Source organism: Conexibacter stalactiti, assembly GCF_033542075.1.
In the GTDB taxonomy this organism is placed as follows: Bacteria; Actinomycetota; Thermoleophilia; order Solirubrobacterales; family Solirubrobacteraceae; genus Conexibacter; species Conexibacter stalactiti.
Genome location: NZ_JAWSTH010000013.1, coordinates 15288 through 32803, shown reverse-complemented (window position 1 = coordinate 32803; position 17516 = coordinate 15288). Strand labels below are relative to the sequence as shown.

The 17516-nt window shown below is 71.9% G+C and carries 21 protein-coding genes; 11 read left to right on the top strand and 10 right to left on the bottom strand.

Annotated elements, in window-relative coordinates; translation table 11 throughout:
• Positions 1 to 13: 13 nt before the first annotated feature.
• Positions 14 to 379 carry a hypothetical protein gene (locus tag R7226_RS07505; protein ID WP_318596430.1) on the bottom strand — a complete coding sequence of 122 codons (366 nt, stop codon included), beginning with the start codon at positions 377 to 379 and terminating at the stop codon, positions 14 to 16.
• A gap of 224 nt (positions 380 to 603) precedes the next feature.
• Entirely contained in the window at positions 604 to 870 is a 267-nt protein-coding gene (locus R7226_RS07500) for a helix-turn-helix domain-containing protein (RefSeq protein WP_318596429.1), read from the bottom strand.
• Between the two features lie 250 nt (positions 871 to 1120).
• On the opposite strand from R7226_RS07500, the gene R7226_RS07495 reads away from it, so the two are divergent.
• Entirely contained in the window at positions 1121 to 1483 is a 363-nt protein-coding gene (locus R7226_RS07495) for a hypothetical protein (RefSeq protein ID WP_318596428.1), read from the top strand.
• A gap of 54 nt (positions 1484 to 1537) precedes the next feature.
• On the opposite strand, the gene R7226_RS07490 is transcribed toward R7226_RS07495, so the two are convergent.
• From R7226_RS07490 to R7226_RS07475, 4 genes are all read right to left on the bottom strand, one after another.
• The gene (locus R7226_RS07490) at positions 1538 to 2218 is read right to left on the bottom strand and encodes an HAD family hydrolase (RefSeq protein WP_318596427.1); all 681 of its coding nucleotides are present in this window, start codon (positions 2216 to 2218) and stop codon (positions 1538 to 1540) included.
• Positions 2215 to 3096, bottom strand: coding sequence for a DUF7065 domain-containing protein (locus R7226_RS07485; RefSeq protein ID WP_318596426.1), 882 nt, complete (start codon positions 3094 to 3096; stop codon positions 2215 to 2217). Before R7226_RS07485 ends, R7226_RS07490 begins: the two co-directional genes overlap by 4 nt.
• Entirely contained in the window at positions 3093 to 3572 is a 480-nt protein-coding gene (locus tag R7226_RS07480; RefSeq protein WP_318596425.1) for an FxsA family protein, read from the bottom strand. The genes R7226_RS07485 and R7226_RS07480 overlap by 4 nt, the downstream gene beginning before the upstream one ends.
• Before the next feature lie 115 nt (positions 3573 to 3687).
• A complete protein-coding gene (locus R7226_RS07475; RefSeq protein WP_318596424.1) occupies positions 3688 to 4131 on the bottom strand; it encodes an STAS domain-containing protein in 444 nt (147 codons plus the stop codon).
• 75 nt (positions 4132 to 4206) lie between these two features.
• Between R7226_RS07475 and R7226_RS07470 the strand changes: the two genes are divergently transcribed.
• A complete protein-coding gene (locus R7226_RS07470) occupies positions 4207 to 4506 on the top strand; it encodes a metal-sulfur cluster assembly factor (protein WP_318596423.1) in 300 nt (99 codons plus the stop codon).
• Positions 4481 to 6172 carry a S8 family peptidase gene (locus R7226_RS07465; protein WP_318596422.1) on the top strand — a complete coding sequence of 564 codons (1692 nt, stop codon included), beginning with the start codon at positions 4481 to 4483 and terminating at the stop codon, positions 6170 to 6172. Before R7226_RS07470 ends, R7226_RS07465 begins: the two co-directional genes overlap by 26 nt.
• A gap of 48 nt (positions 6173 to 6220) precedes the next feature.
• Here the strand turns inward: R7226_RS07465 and R7226_RS07460 are convergent, their stop codons facing one another.
• A complete protein-coding gene (locus R7226_RS07460; RefSeq protein ID WP_318596421.1) occupies positions 6221 to 7984 on the bottom strand; it encodes a WS/DGAT/MGAT family O-acyltransferase in 1764 nt (587 codons plus the stop codon).
• Between the two features lie 145 nt (positions 7985 to 8129).
• On the opposite strand from R7226_RS07460, the gene R7226_RS07455 reads away from it, so the two are divergent.
• Entirely contained in the window at positions 8130 to 9053 is a 924-nt protein-coding gene (locus R7226_RS07455) for a M28 family metallopeptidase (RefSeq protein ID WP_318596420.1), read from the top strand.
• On the opposite strand, the gene lepB is transcribed toward R7226_RS07455, so the two are convergent.
• A complete protein-coding gene (gene lepB, locus R7226_RS07450) occupies positions 9020 to 9667 on the bottom strand; it encodes a signal peptidase I (protein ID WP_318596419.1) in 648 nt (215 codons plus the stop codon). The two genes, R7226_RS07455 and lepB, sit on opposite strands and share 34 nt — an antisense overlap.
• A gap of 49 nt (positions 9668 to 9716) precedes the next feature.
• Between lepB and R7226_RS07445 the strand changes: the two genes are divergently transcribed.
• Both R7226_RS07445 and R7226_RS07440 read left to right on the top strand, forming a co-directional pair.
• Entirely contained in the window at positions 9717 to 10676 is a 960-nt protein-coding gene (locus tag R7226_RS07445) for a 4-hydroxy-3-methylbut-2-enyl diphosphate reductase (RefSeq protein WP_318596417.1), read from the top strand.
• Between the two features lie 10 nt (positions 10677 to 10686).
• Complete coding sequence (locus R7226_RS07440) at positions 10687 to 11826, top strand: metallophosphoesterase (RefSeq protein WP_318596484.1); 1140 nt, start codon at positions 10687 to 10689, stop codon at positions 11824 to 11826.
• A gap of 15 nt (positions 11827 to 11841) precedes the next feature.
• Here R7226_RS07440 and R7226_RS07435 read toward each other — a convergent pair whose 3' ends face one another.
• Positions 11842 to 12609 (bottom strand): redoxin domain-containing protein, encoded by a 768-nt coding sequence (locus R7226_RS07435; protein WP_318596416.1) that lies wholly within the window; start codon positions 12607 to 12609, stop codon positions 11842 to 11844.
• Positions 12610 to 12677: 68 nt separating this feature from the next.
• Between R7226_RS07435 and R7226_RS07430 the strand changes: the two genes are divergently transcribed.
• The 3 genes from R7226_RS07430 (at position 12678) to R7226_RS07420 (ending at position 15163) form a co-directional block, all read left to right on the top strand.
• Positions 12678 to 14099 carry a fenitrothion hydrolase gene (locus tag R7226_RS07430; protein ID WP_318596415.1) on the top strand — a complete coding sequence of 474 codons (1422 nt, stop codon included), beginning with the start codon at positions 12678 to 12680 and terminating at the stop codon, positions 14097 to 14099.
• Entirely contained in the window at positions 14096 to 14251 is a 156-nt protein-coding gene (locus tag R7226_RS07425; protein ID WP_318596414.1) for a hypothetical protein, read from the top strand. Before R7226_RS07430 ends, R7226_RS07425 begins: the two co-directional genes overlap by 4 nt.
• Before the next feature lie 132 nt (positions 14252 to 14383).
• Entirely contained in the window at positions 14384 to 15163 is a 780-nt protein-coding gene (locus tag R7226_RS07420; RefSeq protein ID WP_318596413.1) for a hypothetical protein, read from the top strand.
• An 85-nt stretch (positions 15164 to 15248) separates the two neighbouring features.
• Here the strand turns inward: R7226_RS07420 and R7226_RS07415 are convergent, their stop codons facing one another.
• Positions 15249 to 15866: an SCO family protein gene (locus tag R7226_RS07415; protein WP_318596412.1), complete on the bottom strand. Its 618-nt coding sequence runs from the start codon at positions 15864 to 15866 to the stop codon at positions 15249 to 15251.
• 121 nt (positions 15867 to 15987) lie between these two features.
• On the opposite strand from R7226_RS07415, the gene moeB reads away from it, so the two are divergent.
• Positions 15988 to 17169, top strand: coding sequence for a molybdopterin-synthase adenylyltransferase MoeB (gene moeB / locus R7226_RS07410; RefSeq protein ID WP_318596411.1), 1182 nt, complete (start codon positions 15988 to 15990; stop codon positions 17167 to 17169).
• A 13-nt stretch (positions 17170 to 17182) separates the two neighbouring features.
• Positions 17183 to 17458, top strand: a complete 276-nt coding sequence (locus R7226_RS07405) for a ubiquitin-like small modifier protein 1 (RefSeq protein ID WP_318596410.1) — start codon at positions 17183 to 17185, stop codon at positions 17456 to 17458.
• Positions 17459 to 17516: the final 58 nt, after the last annotated feature.

Sequence of the window (17516 nt, the reverse complement as noted above, 5' to 3'; positions counted from 1 at the left end):
GCGCCCCGCCGGCTCACTCCACCAGCGCTGCGGGCTCGTCGACCAGCGCCGCCCGCTCGCGCTGGCGCGCGACGATCCGCTCGACCATCTCCGGGTCCAGTCGCGTGATGCCGACGATCTGCTCGGTCGAAAGCCCGGCGCGGCGGGCGATCTCGATCCGCCGTTCGAGCGCGCCCATCGCGGCGCGCACGCTCTGGAGCCGTTCGAGGTCGAAGCGCAGCCTCGGACGGTCGAGCCCGCGGTAGTCGATCACCGCCTCGGCGGCACCGTAGAAGTCCAACGCGGACTTGAACAGTCCGCGCTCGACCGCGGACGTGATCGTCGCGTCGGCTTCGCCGGACGCGCCGTCGCTCTCGTGCTGTTCCGTCACGACTCGCATCTGCACCTCCGTCGCGCGCGCCACGGCGCGCGTCCCGAGCCCCGGCGACCCCCGCGATCGCACGACGCTGCTTCGGGGACGTACCGAACCCACGTCATCTGGCTGCTGCCTCCTGCTTCGGTCCCCACCGACTTGTGAACGCCGGCATTCCTCATGGTTGCAGCCGGCGCGTTACGACGCAAACGTCGTAAAACCGGTGCGATTGGAAGCGGGCGCGGCGGCGTTCACTCCTCGTCGGTCGCCGAGGGCGCGGGCAGCGTCGCTATTCGTTCCGCGCGCGCGAACAGCTCGGAGCAGGGGAGGTCGAGCCCCGAGACCAGGCGCAGTAGCGTGCGCGCGGTCGGATTCCCGATCCCCGCTTCAAGCTCCCAGATCCGTCGTTGGGGTACGCCCGTGCGCAGTGAGAGTGCCTCCTGGGTGAGGCTCAGCTCCTCGCGACGCTCTCGCAGCGCTCGCCCGAGCGCGCGGAGGAAAGGGGTGGCATCCGGCACCGCGCCACCCTCTGTTGCGGCCGCTGGTTCTGCAACGACATTTACGTCGTGGGTAGTGATAGTGGCAATTCTCACAGCTTGAAAGTTTTGCCGTCTGCACCGAGCCGTACAGTCCTGCACGATCAGTTCCTCGATCTGTGACGACGCAGGAGCCCCGATGTCCCTCTGCTTCATCGAGCCGCAGAATGCTATTCGCGTGATTGCCAATTCCGTGGGCCGGGAGGCGCGTCGACAGCTGCTCGGAGAAGTTGTGCGGGCCTGGGTCGACGAGATCCCGGAGCCCGATCTCGACTCGCACTACGCGAAGGCCGTCGCCGACCTCGACGAGCACGACCTCTCGATGCTCGCCGCCTGGCACGCGTCGCTGGAGGTCGGTCATCCGATCGCCAACAAGGAGTTCCTCGTCAACGTCTTCCCGTCGCTCGGGGAGAACCGCCGCGAGGCGCTGAAGATCGCCGCTGGCTTCCGCGGCGAGGAGGCGTTCGACGCCGGCGTCGCCGAGGAGCAGTCGCTGGAGATGGTGCTGCCGTTCCTGTCGGAGCAGCGCTGCCGCGAGCTTGCGCAGGAGTGCGTCGAGCTCTACTGCTGGGACCGGCTCGGCTCCGAGAACTAGCCCGGCGCGCCGCAGGGCCGCCGCGCACGGGCGCGTGAACGACGCGCCGTCACGCTAGGAGGAGCCGTCGAGCAGCGCTTCGACGTCGGCGATCGTCTGCTCGGTCGAGAGGAACTGCACCGCGTTCATCCCGAGCGCCCCGGCCGCCTCGCAGTTGACCTGCAGGTCGTCGACGAAGACGGTCGCGCTCGCCGGCAGACCAAGTCTCGAGAGCAGCAGCTCGTAGATCGCCGGGTCGGGCTTGCGCATGCCGACGAACGCTGAGTCGACGACCAGCTCGAAGATCTCGTCGATCGGCAGCATCGCGCGCCACAGCGGCTCCCACTCGCGCACGTTGTTGGTGAGGATCGCCATCCGGTAGCCGCGGCCGTGCAGCTCGCGCAAGTAGGCGAACAGCTCCTCATTGGGATGCAGGGCCGCGAAGAAGGCGTCGCCGAAGCCGTCGAAGTCGACGTCGCGACCGAGCACGTCGCTCATCGCCGCGCTCAGCTGAGCGGTGAACTGCGCCTCGCTGATCGTGCCCTTCTCCAGCTCGAACAGCGGCTGCACGCCGCCGGCCAGCTCGGCCGCGCGCGCCATCCCCTTGCCGAACTGCTCCAGCGGTATGCCCTGCGCCGTCTGCAGCGCCGCGAAGGCGTGCATCAGCGGCGTCGTCAGAACGCCGCCGAAGTCCGAGACGATCGCCTCGATGCGGCCGTCGCCGGCCGCGCTGGAATGCTCCGAAGCGGCGCTCATCTGCGACGCAGCACGTCGTAGCGGCCGACGCCGCGGCTGCCTTCCATCCGCCACGTGAAGAAGGCGCAGTCCAGCCGCAGCTCGCCGAGATCGAACGTCGTTCCGCAGACGGCCTCGCCGGCGCCCCGCAACGGCCCCTGCTCACCCTCCTCGTCGACCCACAGCTCCAGCCCGGCGCGCAGCTGACGGCCGCTGCCGTCGAGCGTCGTCGAGAGGCGGGGGTCGTCGATCGCGGCCGGCTCGGCGTCGAGCACGAAGGCGCTGACGACCTCATCCTCGTGGCCGTCGGCACCACGCGGGCGGACGGCGGCGAGCGCGACCCCGCGCTCGTCGTCGAGCCAGACGCCGAGCGTGCGCGACAGCTCGATCTGCTGCCAGTCGGGCGCACCCCACTGGTGGCCGCGCTGGCCCAGGCAGTCGAGCTTGAACGGGCGCCCGCCGACGTTGACGGTGCCGCGCACGCGGCAGAGCTGCTCGTAGCCGTTGATCGCGGCCGCGCCCTCGGAGATCTCGCCGGCGCCGATCTCGGCCGGCGGGCCGAGCGCGTCGAAGCGCAGCTCGAAGCTGCCGCCGTCGCCGTCGTGGGCGACGGTCCAGGCGCGCAGCGGCTCAACGATCTCGGCGCTGGCGTCACCGGCCTCGACGCGCGTCCAGTCAAGCGCGGCCGCCTCGACCGCGCCGGAGGAGGAGACCTCGACGACCTCGCCGGCGTGGAACAGCAGCGTGATGCTGGTGGCGCGCGGCGGCGTGCCGGGAATGAGGCCGAGCCGGACGCTGCCGTAGAGGCTGGACGCGGGATCGCCGAAGGCGTAGGTGACGGCGTCGCCGAAACCCTCGCCCTCGGCGGGGCGGGGCGACTCGTGCTGGGGGCCGATCATGCGCGCGGCAGCGGCCCGGGGCCAGGGCGGTCGACGTCGTGTGCGGTGGAGTCCACGTCGTAATCCTGCCGTGCGCGGGCGCGCGCTGCTCCGCCGAAGCTCGCGGCTGCCATCAGCATCCGTCCGCGGGCGCCGCTGAGCAGCAGCTTTCGCACCGCGACACGCGTCGGCGGCAGCAGCAGAAAGAGGCCGAAGACGTCGCTGATGAAGCCGGGCACGATCAGCAGCGAGCCGCCGAAGATCACGAGCGCGCCGTCGACGACCTCGCGCGTCGGCGGGCGGCCGGCGGCGACGGCGGCGCGGAAGCGGCGCCAGGCGAGGCGGCCCTGCGACTTCAGCAGGATCGTGCCGAGGATCGACGAGAAGATCAGGAGGGCGATGGTCGGCAGCGCGCCGATCGCCTGGCCGACCTGGATGATCACGTACAGCTCCGCGATCGGCACCAGGATCAGCAACAGCAGGAGCAGGATGAACATCGTGCTCGACAGGCTACCCGTGTACGGCCGGGACAGACAGGGGGCTGGCCGTACCGGCGGCGGGATAGCGCCTCGGGGGCGCGTCGGAGATGGCGGCGTCAGGCCGCGCTGCGCGTCAGGCGTGCGCGACGCGCAGGCGCGCCGCGTTCGCGGCGACGCCGGTCGTGCCCGGCATGCCCGCCGTGCCCGGCAACGCCGCGGTCGCGCGCTCGACGCTGACGCCCTGGAGCCGGTCGAGGCCGACCAGCTCGATCAGCGCGATGATCTGCGGCTGCGCGTTGCGCAGCGCGACGGTGCGGCCCTGCGCCCGCAGGCGACGGGCGAGCATCACGAAGTCGAGCATCAGCGAGGCGTCGGCCCACGTCAGGTCGGTGAGGTCGATCGCGACGTCGGCCGGGGCCTTGATCGCGCGCGCCAGCGCGGGGCGGCGGCGCGCCTGCGTCGCGCGGTCCTCGTCTCCGGAGCAGCGCAGCGTGGGCGGGTGTTCTCCGTAGTCGACGATGCGCGCGAACCTAACGAAACCTTCACGGTCTGCGCAACTACATAAGTGGACTCTCACGTTCGGTCGACAACCCGCGCGAGCTCCCCGCCGATGGTCTCAGAGGCGCGGGAAGGGTGGTCTACACTGACGGTCGTGTCCACCACGATCGAAGAAGTCAACGACGCGCTGTCCAACGTGATCGACCCGGAGCTGGGTCTCGACTTCGTCGAGCTCGGCCTCGTCTACGACGTCGAGATCGACGGGACGACGGTCAACATCACCTTCACGCTCACGACCCCCGCGTGCCCGATCGGCCCGCAGGTGAGCGAGCAGATGGTCGAGTTCGTCGGCGAGCTCGACGACGTCGACGAGGTCAACCCGAAGATGGTCTTCACCCCGCCGTGGTCGCCGGACAAGATGTCCGAGGATGCGAAGTTCGCGCTGGGCTTCTAGCCCGCCGCTCGCTGGACTGATCCTCCTCGCCGGCGCGCTCGCCGCGCCGACCGCTCACGCGACAGACGCACCCGCACAGCGGCCCGCCACCGGCCGGCTGCTCGTGCTTGCCGACCGGCCGTCCGACGACGGCGCCGCGCGCGCCGCTGTCGCCGCTGCCGGCGCCCGCCGCAGCGGCCCCGCCGTTCCGCAGATCGGCCTCGTCACCGTCCGTCCACGACGGGGCGAGACGGTCGCGCAGGCGGCGCGCCGCCTCTCCGCCGCGCCGGGCGTCGCCGCCGCCCAGCCCGAGCGCCGCATGCGCCTGCGCGAGCTCCCGAACGATCCGGCGCTCGCGCTGCCCGACCCGGTTGCCGGCACGCCCGCGTCGCCGCTGCCGGCGGAGACGCCGCTGGCCTGGCCGCTGCTGCAGGCGGGCTTTCCGGGCGCCTGGGACGTGACGCGCGGCGAGCAGGCGCTCGTCGGCGTGATCGACACCGGCGTCGACGCGTCCCATCCCGACCTCGCGCCCAAGATCGCGCACCTCGTCGACCAGCAGACGACGATCTCCTACGGCCCGGCCGGGACCGACGACGACGGCCACGGAACGCACGTCGCCTCGCTCGCATGCGCGGCGACCGGCAACGGGATCGGGATCGCCGGCGCCGGCCACGACTGCAGACTCGTGATCGAGAAGACCGACCTCACCGACGGCTCGATCGCCGCCGCGATCGTCGATGCGACCGACCGCGGCGTGCACGCGATCAACATGAGCTTCGGCGATGACGGCAGCCGCCCGGCAAGCGTCGCGATCCGGCGCGCCCTGCAGTACGCGGCGGAGCGCGACGTCGTGCTCGTCGCGGCCGCCGCCGACGAGCCCGTCAGAGAGCAGGGCGATCCCTCCAACGTGCTGCAGCCGACCGGCAGCGGGCCCGACATCGAGGCCGGGATCGGTCTCAGCGTGACGGCCGCGACCTACGACGGGGAGCGCGCGCCGTTCGCCGGCTACGGCTCGCAGATCTCGCTCGCCGCCTACGGCACGACCGGTGGTCCGGGCTCGGCGCCGCCGGGGATCGTCGGCGCCTTCCCGCTCGCGCCGACCCGCTTCGAGCGCGCGGCGCGGCCGTGCAACTGCCGCACGTCGATCGCCGGCGACAGCCGTTACGGCTACCTCGCCGGGACCTCGATGGCGGCGCCGCAGGTCGCCGCGACGGCGGCGCTGGTGCGGGCGCTCAACCCCGACCTCAGCGGCAGAGCGGTCGTGCGGCTGCTCAAGCGCACCGCCGAGCGCGGCCCCGGGCGCGGCTGGAACAGAGAGCTCGGCTGGGGGGTCCTCGACGCCGAGCGCGCGCTCACGACCGCGCGCGAGACCGACGCTCGACCGCCGGACTCGCGCGCCAGCGCGACGGCGCTCGCCGGCGGTCGCGTCGAGCTGCGCTGGAGCGTCGAGGACACCGCCCCGCCGCAGGTGCGCGCGTCGGGCGCCCGCGCGGTCGAGCTGGTCGTCGTGCGACTGCGTGACAGGCGCGTCGTGGTGCGCGAGCGCGTGCCGCCGAGCGGCCGCGCACGCACCTTCGAAGGGCGGGCAGGGGAACGCTACGGCGTGCTCTCGCGCGCATTCGACCGCGCCGGCAACCGCGAGCCGCGCCCGCGCCGCTTCGACGACGTCGTGCGGGCGCGGAAGTAACAGCGCCGCACGAGACTCCGCCCGGAGGCCGTCCCGCGCGGCGTCAGCTCATCTGGCGTGACCGTTGCCGTTGCCGTTCCCGTTGCGCGACGGGCGGCGGCGGGCGCGCATCGCGGCGCCGGGACCGTCGGCGCGCGAGACCGGACCGCGCGGCAGCAGCTGCGGCTCGTCGCCGTCGCGGCGGCCGGCGACCGGCACCGCTGAGGCCGGCGTCGCGGTGGCGGTGACCGGCGTCGCGGCCGCGACTCTGCGCGGCGCGCGGCTCGCCGGTCGTCTGCGTCTGGCCGTCGCTCTCGCCGGCAGGCCGGCCGCGGGAGCAGGCGTGGGCGCGGAGCCGCCTCTCGCTCTCGCCGGCGCCGGCGGCGCTCTCGTCGCGGCGCCGACGGCGGCGCGCGCACCGGCCGCGCGCGCCTCCTTCGCTCTGGCGGCGCGCTTCAACTCGGCCAGTCCGTCGGCTATGCCGTCGGCGAGCACGTCGATGTCGGGCAGCGCGTCGTAGTCGCCGAGCAGGCCGAAGTTGACTCTGCCGTTGTACGACATGATCGCGATCGCGAGGCTGTGGTTCTTCGGCAGAAAGGCGACGGGGAACAGGTCCTGCAGCTCGCGGCCGAGCACGTAGAGCGGGAACTGCGGCCCCGGCACGTTGGTCGTCAGCAGGTTGAAGAGGCGGGTCGAGAACTGGATCCGCGACGCCTGCGCCAGCACCGTCGGCGGCGCCAGCTGCTGCACGTCCGCGAGCACCTTCGCGCCGACCGCCTGCTTGGACTCCTTCAGCCCGTCCATCGCCTCCTTGACGAAGCGCAGCCGCGCGACCGGATCCTTGATGTAGACGGGCAGCGGCCCGCGCATCAGCACGATCTGGTTGCCGAGCTGGTTTCTCTGCCCTTCGGCGCGGATCGAGACCGGCACCAGCGCGCGCAGCTCCAGCCCCTCGGTGCGCATCCCACGCGAGCGCAGCCATCTGCCGAGCGCGCCGGAGATCAAGGCCAGCACGACGTCGTTGACGGTGCCGCCGAAGACGCCCTTGACGTAACGGAAGTCCTCCAGCTGGTTGCGCACGATCGCGTAGCGGCGGTGCGGGCCGATCGGGACGTTGAGCGGCGTCTCCGGTGCCGGGTTGAGCCCGGCCCAGACGATCTCGCCGATCCCCTCGGCGGCCTCGCGCAGCGCGTCGACGGCACCGCTCGGGTTGGTCGCGGCGCCGACCGCCTTGGAGGCTATGTCGAAGGCCGTCTTCGCGAGTCCGGCGACGCCGGCGGCGACCAGCTCGGCGCTGGTCGGCTCAGGTCGCGGCGCCCACGGGTCGGCTTCGGCGTCGAGTCTCGGCGGGACCGGCTGGAGGTCGAACAGGACCGTCGCCAGGTCGACGCCGGAGACGCCGTCGACGAGCGCGTGATGGGTCTTGAAGATCAGCGCGAAGCGGTTGCCCTCCAGGCCCTCGACGAACCAGCACTCCCACAGCGGCTTGGAGCGGTCGAGCTGCTGCGAGCCGATCCGCGCCGCCAGCCGGTAGAGCTGCTGCTCGCTGCCGGGGTGCGGCAGCGCGCTGTGGCGGACGTGGTACTCGAGGTTGAAGGTCGGGTCGTCGACCCACAGCGGCCGCCCGGAGTCGAGCGGCGGGTACGCGAGCTTCTGGCGGTACCGGGGGACGAACTGGAGCCGGCCGCGGATGTGGTCGAGCACGTCCGCGAACGGCGGCGGCGGGCCCTCGAAGATCGTGACGGCGCCGATGTGCATGTGCGACGCCGCGTCCTCCTGGTGGAGGAACGACGCATCCACGGCGGTCAGTCGATCGAGGTGTTCCTGCGCCACGCGTCAATGCCTCCCCAGCAGCTTGTCAGTGGTCCGGATTTTCAAGCGTATAGCCGGAACTCCTTCCACGCGAACGTGGCGTCAGCCGGCGCGGCGCCATCTCGCGAGCCGGGGCCGTCGCCCCGCACCTGGCAAGCTGTCGGTCATGGCGACGCGCGGACTGGCTTGGGCGCTGCTTCCGGTCTTCCTCTGCGGAGCGATCGGGATCGGCGTGGCGATCATCCTCAAGGGGGGCGGTGACGACGCCGGCGCGCGCTCGACGCCGGCCGCGCGCGTCGACCGCTTCGACGGCGAGCGCGCCTACGACCACGTCGCCGCGCAGGTCGCGCGCGGGCCGCGGCCGGCCGGCTCGCCGGCGTCGCGCAGACTCGCTGAATGGCTGAAGAGCAGGCTGCCGAACGGTCGCCTCGAGACCGTCCCGGGCGGCCTGCGCAACGTCGTCGGCACGCTCCCCGGCAGCAAGCCCGCGATCGTGATCGGCGCCCACTACGACACGAAGGTCGTCGACGGCGCGCCCGGCTTCGTCGGCGCCAACGACGGCGCCGGCGGGACGGCGGTCGTGCTGGAGCTGGCGCGCGCGCTGCGCGCGACCAGACGCCCGGCCGGCGCGCCGGAGCTGCGCTTCGTGCTGTTCGACGGCGAGGAGTCGCCCGACGACGAGGCCGACTTCTACGCGACCGGGCTGCGCGGCAGCAAGGCGTACGCCGCGCGGCACGCCGACGACCTCGCGGCCGCGATCGTGGTCGACTTCGTCGGGCAGCCCGAGCTCGAGCTCAAGCGGGAGGGTGGTTCAGACGAGGCGCTGTGGGAGCGGCTGCGCGCTGCCGCGTCGCGCGCCGGCGTCGAACGCGTCTTCCCCGGCGGCGAGGTCGGCGAGGTCTATGACGATCACACGCCGTTCGCGAGAGCGGGGGTGCCGGCGATCGACCTGATCGACTTCGACTACGGCTGCTTCCACAGAGCGTGCGACAGACTCGACCAGATCGACGTGCGCAGCCTCGACGCGACCGGCGAGGCGCTCGTCGAGCTGCTGCGTCAGAAGATGCCGATGCGGTCCGGCGGCCAGTAGGTCGCGAACGTCGTGCCGATCAGCCAGTCCTTCGGGACCGGCCCCCAGTAGCGGCTGTCGTCGGAGGCGCCGCGGTTGTCGCCCATCATGTAGAAGCTGCCGTCGGGCACGGTGATGGTGCCGGGGAAGGAGCAGCCGAAGCCGTCGCCGCACTCGTTGATGAACGGCTCTCTCGTCGGTCTGCCGTTGCGGATCACGCGTCCGTCGCGGATCGCGATCGTGTCGCCCCCGACGCCGACGACGCGCTTGATGAAGGTCTGGTCGGATTCCTCCGGCGTGGCGACCGAGCACGGTCTGGCGCTGCTGCCGCCCTCGTCGGGCGCGCCGCAGCGGGCGGGCTGCACATCAGCGCCGGCCGGCGGGTGGAAGACGACGATGTCGCCGACCGACGGATCGCCGAAGTTCATCCCGACGCGGTTGACGAGCACGCGCTGGCCGATGTCGAGCGTCGGCTCCATCGAGCCGCTCGGGATCCTGTACGTCTTCACGAGGAAGAGCTGGATCACGAACGCGAGCAGGAGGGCGAAGATGACGATGCCGACCAGCTCCACGAGCTTGCTCGTGGAGGACTTCTCCTGCTTGGGGGAGAGCCCCCCGGATTCGTTTCGGACCATCTCCGGCACGTGAAGACCGTAGAGGGTCGCCTACACTGTGTCGAGTCTGATGCGTTCCGCACCTGAGAAGCTCCTCCTCGCGTCGCCCCGCGGCTACTGCGCCGGCGTCGACCGCGCCGTCCAGACGGTCGAGCGCGCGCTCGACTTCCACGGCGCCCCCGTGTACGTCCGCAAGGAGATCGTGCACAACAAGCACGTCGTCGAGCAGCTGCGCTCGCGCGGCGCGATCTTCGTCGACGACGAGAGCGAGATCCCCGAGGGCTCGACGGTCGTCTTCTCCGCCCACGGCGTCGCCCCGAGCGTGCACGAGAACTCCGCCAGACGCGGTCTCGTCACGATCGACGCGACCTGCCCGCTGGTCACGAAGGTCCATCGCGAGGCGGTCAGATTCGCCGCCGACGACTACACGATCGTGCTGATCGGCCACGCCGGCCACGAGGAGGTCGAGGGCACGATGGGCGAGGCGCCCGACCACATCGTGCTCGTCGAGACCGAGGCCGACGTCGACCAGCTGGAGATCGAGGACACCGAGCGGATCGCCTACATCTCGCAGACGACGCTGTCGGTCGACGAGACGCGCTCGATCATCGCGCGGCTGCGGGAGAAGTTCCCCAGCATCACCGGTCCCCGCACCGACGACATCTGTTACGCGACGACCAACCGTCAGCTCGCGGTCAAGCAGCTCGCGAGAGCGTGCGACCTCGTGCTCGTGATCGGCTCGCAGAACTCCTCCAACTCGCAGCGGCTCGTCGACGTGACGCGCGAGCTGGGAACCGACTCCTACCTGATCGACCACGAGGGCCAAGTCGACGAGGCGTGGTTGAACGATCGCCGCATCGTCGGCATCACCTCCGGCGCGAGCGCGCCCGAGGAGCTGGTGCAGCGGCTGGTCGAGTTCTTCCGCGCCCGCGGCACCGAGACGGTCGAGGAGCTGGAGGTCGTCAAGGAGGACGTCCGCTTCATGCTGCCGAAGCCGATCCGCCAGGCGATGGCGGCGCAGTCCGCCTGACCGACCCTCGCTGACGAGCACGCACGCCCTGGCTGCCACGCTCGTCATCTCAGACCTCCACCTCGGCGCCGCCGCCGGCGATGACCTGCTGCGCCGCGGCGACCCGCGCGAGCCGCTGCTGGCCGCGCTCGACGGCATCCGCAAGGTCGTCCTGCTCGGCGACGCGATCGAGCTGCGCCAGGGGCCGCTGCGGACCGCCTTCGCGCACGCGCGGCCGTTCTTCGAGCAGCTCGGCGCGGCGCTCGGCGGCGACGGCGAGGTCGTGCTGGTGCCCGGCAACCACGACCACGTGCTCGTCAGCCCGTGGCTGGAGCGCCGTCGCCGCGACGCCGCGCCGCCGCCGCTGGGGCTGGAGGAGCGCGCGAGCTGGGAGCCCGGCGACGCCGTCGCGCTGCTGGCGCAGTGGCTGGCGCCGGCGCGCCTCACGCTCGCCTACCCGGGCATCTGGCTGCGCGACGACGTCTACGCGACCCACGGGCATTACCTCGACCGCCACACGACCGTGCCGACCTTCGAGCGGCTGAGCGCCGGCGCGATGGGCCGCATCGTCGGCGCGCCGGCGGCCCGCGGCGCCTCGCCCGACGACTACGAGGCGGCGCTGGCGCCGATCTACGCCTGGTCGTACGCGCTCGCGCAGCAGCAGGGCGCCAACGGCGCCGGCGAGCCTCCGCGCGGCACGCAGGGTGTCTCGGTGAAGGCGTGGAAGACGCTCGCGGGCGGCGACGGCCACCGGCCGCTGCGCCGGCGCGCGCTCGCCGCGCTCTTCCCGCTCGGCGTCGCGGCGATCAATCGCGCCGGGATCGGACCGGTCAGAGCCGACATCTCCGGTGCCGCGCTCGGCGCCGCCGGGACGCGCGCGATGGCTGACGCGATCGCCGCGCTGGCGGTCCCGGCCAAGCACGTGCTGTTCGGCCACACCCACCGCGCCGGGCCGCTGCCGCGCGACGACGCGGCCGTCTGGACGGCGCCCGGCGGCGTGCGCCTGCACAACACCGGCACGTGGGTCTTCGAGCGTCACTTCCTCACGAGGACGCCGTACGAGAGCGCCTACTGGCCCGGTCGCGCGATCCGCGTCGACGACGACCCGGCACGGCCGCCCGAGCTGCTGTCGCTGCTCGGCGAGCGCTCGTGGGCCGACCTGGCCGGCTGAGCGGCCGAGCGGCGGCTACAGCGCGTCGAGCGGAGGCGGCGGGACGATCCCCGGGGTGAAGCAGACGGCCTCGCAGCGGACGCCGTCGGGGACGTCCAGCTCGAGCACACCCGCGGTGTGGTGGGGGTGCTCGATCAGCGGGTAGCAGCCGGGATGCGTGACGGCGATCTCGTGGCCGTTGGCGCGCACCGTCCCGCTCCCGCTCAGCACCGCCCAGACGCCGCCGGCCTCGTACGGGCCGGAGTAGGCGCCCGGCTGGTCGGCCGACTGCGCCGGGAGCAGGATCCCGGGCTCGTCCTCGGGACGGATCGGCGCGACCGGCTCGCGCTCGATCTCCAGCAGCTCCTGGATCGCCAGTTCGGTCTCGGCGTAGGCGCCCTCGCCGAAGTGGACGTCGAACAGTCTGCTGCCCTTGTCCCACAGGTAGCGGCTCGGCCAGCCCTCGATCCCGTATGACTCGGCCGCCTTCAGCTCGGCGTCGATCAGCACCGGGTAGGTGATCCCGAGCCGCTCGACGGCGGCGCGCACCGCGTCGACGTCGTTCGACGCCTCGAAGCCGGAGGCGTGGATGCCGACGACGCGCAGGCCGGCGTCGGCGTAGCGCTCGTGCCACGCCTGCAGGTAGGGGATCGTGCGCAGCGAGTTGACGCGGCAGAAGTCCCAGAACTCGACGAGCACCGGTCGCCCGAGCTGCTTGTCCATTCGCAGCGTCGCGACGTTGACCCATCTGGCCAGGCCGGGGAAGGAGGGGGCGAGGATGTCGGCTTCGGCGGGCGGGCGCATGAGGCCGGAAGGGTATCGCCGCGTAGAATCGGCGGTCTCGCCGGCTGTCCCCGCGGCCGGCGCCGCTCATGACTTCCCTCCGTCGCATCGGGCTGCTCGTCACGCCCCTCCTCGCACTTGCCGCGCTGCCGGCGACCGCCTCCGCGCACGGGCTCGTCGGCAAGGCCGACCTGCCGCTGCCGACGTGGCTGTTCGCGTGGGCGGCCGCGGTCGTGCTGGTGATCTCGTTCGCGGCGTTGGGACTGCTGTGGCCGCAGCCGCGCCTGCAGCGGCCGCGCGAGCGGCGGCTGTTCGCGCTTGGCGCGTGGGCCGACGTGCTCGGCGGCGTCGTCGGGATCGCCTTCTTCGTCCTGCTCGTCTACAGCGGCCTCGCCGGCACGCCGGTCGCGACCGCGAACTTCGCGCCGACGGCCGTCTACGTCGTCTTCTGGGTCGGCCTCGTCGTCGCCTCGGCGCTCTTCGGCGACCTCTTCCGCCTGCTGAGCCCGTGGCGGGCGCTGGCGCGGGCGGTCGCCTGGGTCGCGGGGCGGATGCGGCCGGCCGAGGCGCCGCTGCCGGCGCCGCTGACGTGGCCGCGGCGACTGGGCCAGTGGCCGGCGGTCGTGACGATCGCGGCCTTCGCCTGGCTGGAGCTGGTCTCGGTCGATCGCGACGACCCGCGGCTGCTGGCGCTGCTGGCGCTCGCCTACGCCGCCGTGCAGCTGATCGGCATGAGCGTCTGGGGGATCGAGGCGTGGAGCCGTCGCGGCGACGGCTTCGCCGTCTTCTTCGGCCTCTTCGCGCGCGTCGCGCCGCTGACGCGCAGAGCGGGCGTGCTCTACCTGCGGCGCCCGCTCGACGGCCTGCCGTCGCTGGAGGTGCTGCCGGGGACGGTCGCGCTGCTGTGCGTGATGATCGGCTCGACGACCTTCGACGGCGCCTCCGGCGGTCCGCTCTGGACCGACCTGGCGCCGCACCTCCAGGACCTCTTCCACGATCTCGGGCTGGGGTTGACGAGAGCGGGGGAGGCGGCCTTCACGGTCGGGCTGCTGGCCTGCTTCCTGCTGGTCGCGCTCGTCTACCGGATCGGGATCGCGGGCGTGCGGACGGTCGACCGCGAGCGCAGCGCGCGCGAGCTGGCGGGCGCCTTCGCGCACACGCTCGTGCCGATCGCGCTCGCCTACGCGGTCGCCCACTACGCCTCGCTGCTGATCTACCAAGGGCAGGCGCTCGGGTTCCTGCTGTCGGATCCGCTCGGCGACGGCTCGGACCTGCTCGGCACCGCGAACTGGACGATCGACTACACGGTGATCTCCGCGACGGGGATCTGGTATCTCCAAGTGGTCGTGATCGTGCTCGGACACATCGGCGCGCTCGTGCTGGCGCACGATCGCGCGCTCGCCCTCTACCGTGGCGGGCGTGCCGCGCTCCGCTCACAGCTGTGGATGCTGGCCGTGATGGTCGCCTTCACCGGCCTCGCCCTCTGGCTCATCTCGGCGGCCAACGCATGACGCTCTACGCCCACGTCGGCCACTGGGCCGTGTCGCTGATCTACGCCGCGCCGGCGATCCTGCTGGCCGGCGCGCTGGCGGTCAGCACGATTCGCCAGCGCAGACGCGAGGCGGCCAGAAGAGCCGCCGGCGGCGAACGCCCGGCCGCCTAGTCACGCGCTCAGATTGCGATTACAGTTGTCCGGATACGGACATCTGTCACGAACTCCCGAATCGCTGGCACGGCGCGGGGGTTTATGACTCTCCGCAGTCCCATCCGCACCGCAGCACCAAGAGGAGGATGCATGTCGTTTCCCCGTTGGCGGACCCTTGCAGGGGTCACGCTGGCTGTCATCGGCGTCTCGTCGGCCTCGGCACAGGCCGCCGGCAAGCCGGTCGAGATGGAGCAGAAGCTGAGCGTGAGAATCGCTCCGAGCAAGTCCGGCACGAGCAGAGCGCCGAAGCCCGCCTCGATCGAGGTGACGATCTCCAGCCCCACGCCGGAGCCCGCCACGACCGACACGGTCTCGGTGAAGTTCTCGAAGGGCGTCACGTTCAACAACAGAGCGTTCCCGACCTGTTCGCTGGCGACGATCAACGCGACGAGAAGCCTCTCGCGCTGCCCCAGAGGCTCGATCGTCGGCAGAGGCAAGGCGAGAGCGATCGGCTTCCTCAGCGGCACGCAGGTGCCCGAGGACCTGAGCGTGACCGCGGTCAACAGCCCCGGCAACACGCTGCAGCTGTTCGTGCAGGGCAGCTCGCCGCTCGTGATCGCGGCGCCGATCACCGGCAGACTCGTGAAGGGCTCGGGCAGATACGGCTACAAGCTGAACGTCACGATCCCCGACGAGCTGCAGGAGGTCATCCCCGGCACGGCGTGGGCTCCGCTCGTCTACTTCAACGTCAAGGTCAAGGCGACCACGACGGTCAGAAGAGGCGGCAGATCGACGAAGGTCCCGTACGTCGCCACGACGAGCTGCCCCAGAGGCGGCTGGCCGTTCGAGGCCGACTTCACCTTCGACCAGGCGGCCCCGTTCATCGACGGTCCGCTGACGGCGACCTCGGCGAACTCGAAGTGCAGCTGAGCGGCCCCCGCCGCTGAGCAGACGACGTGACGAGGGCGGCCTGCGGGCCGCCCTCGGTCGTTCCAGGCCCGCGCCCGGCGCTCGCTCAGGCGCCGAGCCGGCGCAGGTCGTGCGCGAGCCCGTCGGAGGTCAGCTGGTCGGTCAGGAAGCCGACGCGCTGCTCGCCCTCGCCGTCGATCAGGACGGTCGAGGCGGAGTGCTCGAAGCCCTCGCCCTGCGGCTGGATCCCGTAGGCGTCCCAGATCGGCTCCAGCGTCGCGCGCGTGCCGGTGAGGAAGCGCATGCGCCCGTTCATTCTCTGCTTGACGAGGTAGTTGTCGACGTGGAACGGCGTGTCGTTTCTGGGGTCGACGCTGACGGCGAGCACCGGCACGTCACGTCCCAGCTCGTCGAGCGCGCCGCGGATCTGCTGCGTCGTCAGCGGGCAGGTGTCCTCGCAGGTCGAGTAGAGGAAGGTCAGCACGAACGGTCTGCCGTCGTACTCGGCGACGGTCGCCGCTCTGCCGTCCTGGTCTCTGAGGCCGGTCAGCTCCGGAACCGGCGCGCCGGGCGGGCGCAGCGCGCCGTGGAAGCCGGTCGGGTCGGCGGTCGCGCGAGCGTCGGCGCCGCCGTCATCGCCGCCGCCGAACAGCACGACGCCGCCGAGCGCGGCGACGACGATGGCGGTGGTGACGAGGAGCGTGAGACGGAGGCGGGCGGGCACGACGGCAGACAGCGTAGCCAGTGGGCTCGCGCCGCCGGCTCGCGGCGCGCGCACCACTGCTCGCCGGCCGCTATCCTTTCTGAAGTAACCGAAAGCCGACCCAGTTTGAGGAGATTCGCCGATGACCCCCTCCGGCGCGGAGCTGCTCCGCACCATCAAGAGCCAGATCCACGAGGTGGATCCTGCGGCCGTGCACGAGCAGCTCGGCAACGGCGCAGTCATCGTGGACGTGCGTGAGACCGAGGAGTTCTCGGTCGGCCACCTGCCGGGCGCCAGACACGTTCCGCGCGCCTACCTCGAGTCGCGGATCGAGGGCGTCGTGCCCGACCGCGACGCGCACGTGGTGCTCTACTGCGCCTCCGGCAACCGCTCGGCCTACGCCGCGCGCACGCTGGCGGAGGATCTCGGCTACACGAACGTCGAGTCGATGACCGGCGGCATCACGCTGTGGAAGGACCGCGGCTACGCCGTCGACGTCCCGCGCACGCTGACCGCTGAGCAGCGCGACCGCTACTCGCGCCACATCCTGATGCCCGAAGTCGGCACCGAGGGCCAGCTCAAGCTGCTCGACGCGAGAGTCCTGCTGCTCGGCGCCGGCGGCCTCGGCGCCCCGACCGCGCTCTACCTCGCGGCGGCCGGCATCGGCACGCTCGGCATCGTCGACAACGACACCGTCGACCTGTCGAACCTGCAGCGCCAGGTGATCCACACGCAGGACCGCGTCGGTGAGCCGAAGGTCGACTCGGCCGAGGCGACGATCGCCAACCTCAACTCGGACGTCAAGGTCGTCAAGTACCCCGTCCGGATCGATGCCTCCAACATCATGGAGATCATCGAGGGCTACGACGTGATCGTCGACGGCCTCGACAACTTCCCGACGCGCTACCTGCTCAACGACGCCTCCGTGCGCCTGCAGATCCCGGTCGTGTCGGCCTCGATCCTCGGCTTCGACGGCCAGCTGTCGGTCTTCAAGCCGTACGACGGCCCCTGCTACCGCTGCCTCTACCCGACGCCGCCGCCGGCCGAGCTCGCGCCCTCGTGCGGCGCCAACGGCGTCCTCGGCGTGCTGCCGGGCACGATGGGCCTGCTGCAGGCGACCGAGGTCGTCAAGCTGATCCTCGAGGAGGGCGAGCCGCTGATCGGCCGCCTGCTGCTCTACGAGGCGCTCGGCGCGACGTTCACGGAGCTGAAGGTGCGCCGCGACCCGGACTGCCCCGTCTGCTCGCGCGACCCCGAGTCGATCACCGACGAGGAGATGGGCGTCTTCCCCGATTACGAGGCGTTCTGCGCCGCGGCCGGCTAGGGTTGGTCGAACTATGGCAACCGTGAAGATCCCACCGGTCCTGCGTCCGTCGGTCGGCGGCGAGAAGACCGTGAGCGCCGACGGCAGCAACGTCGGCGAGGTGCTCAAGTCGCTCGCGAGCGACCACCCGCAGACGCAGTCGCAGCTGTTCGCGGCCGACGGCGAGCTGAACCGTTACGTCAACGTCTACCTCAACGACGAGGACGTGCGGGTGCTCGACGGCCTGCAGACGGCCGTCGGCGAGGGCGACACGCTCGTCATCCTGCCGGCGATGGCCGGCGGCGCCTGACACATCCGCAGTGGCATCCGGGCACTGACAGGTGCCCGGATCCCGCTTGCGCCGCGCC

Coding starts and splice junctions, on each gene's coding strand:
- R7226_RS07485 (WP_318596426.1), bottom strand. CDS start 3,096: ATGATCGGCCCCCAGCACGAGTCGCCCCGCCCCGCCGAGGGCGAGGGT.
- R7226_RS07480 (WP_318596425.1), bottom strand. CDS start 3,572: ATGTTCATCCTGCTCCTGCTGTTGCTGATCCTGGTGCCGATCGCGGAG.
- R7226_RS07445 (WP_318596417.1), top strand. CDS start 9,717: ATGCGTTCCGCACCTGAGAAGCTCCTCCTCGCGTCGCCCCGCGGCTAC.
- R7226_RS07420 (WP_318596413.1), top strand. CDS start 14,384: ATGTCGTTTCCCCGTTGGCGGACCCTTGCAGGGGTCACGCTGGCTGTC.
- R7226_RS07455 (WP_318596420.1), top strand. CDS start 8,130: ATGGCGACGCGCGGACTGGCTTGGGCGCTGCTTCCGGTCTTCCTCTGC.
- lepB (WP_318596419.1), bottom strand. CDS start 9,667: ATGGTCCGAAACGAATCCGGGGGGCTCTCCCCCAAGCAGGAGAAGTCC.
- R7226_RS07425 (WP_318596414.1), top strand. CDS start 14,096: ATGACGCTCTACGCCCACGTCGGCCACTGGGCCGTGTCGCTGATCTAC.
- R7226_RS07505 (WP_318596430.1), bottom strand. CDS start 379: ATGCGAGTCGTGACGGAACAGCACGAGAGCGACGGCGCGTCCGGCGAA.
- R7226_RS07490 (WP_318596427.1), bottom strand. CDS start 2,218: ATGAGCGCCGCTTCGGAGCATTCCAGCGCGGCCGGCGACGGCCGCATC.
- moeB (WP_318596411.1), top strand. CDS start 15,988: ATGACCCCCTCCGGCGCGGAGCTGCTCCGCACCATCAAGAGCCAGATC.
- R7226_RS07465 (WP_318596422.1), top strand. CDS start 4,481: ATGCGAAGTTCGCGCTGGGCTTCTAGCCCGCCGCTCGCTGGACTGATC.
- R7226_RS07405 (WP_318596410.1), top strand. CDS start 17,183: ATGGCAACCGTGAAGATCCCACCGGTCCTGCGTCCGTCGGTCGGCGGC.
- R7226_RS07435 (WP_318596416.1), bottom strand. CDS start 12,609: ATGCGCCCGCCCGCCGAAGCCGACATCCTCGCCCCCTCCTTCCCCGGC.
- R7226_RS07430 (WP_318596415.1), top strand. CDS start 12,678: ATGACTTCCCTCCGTCGCATCGGGCTGCTCGTCACGCCCCTCCTCGCA.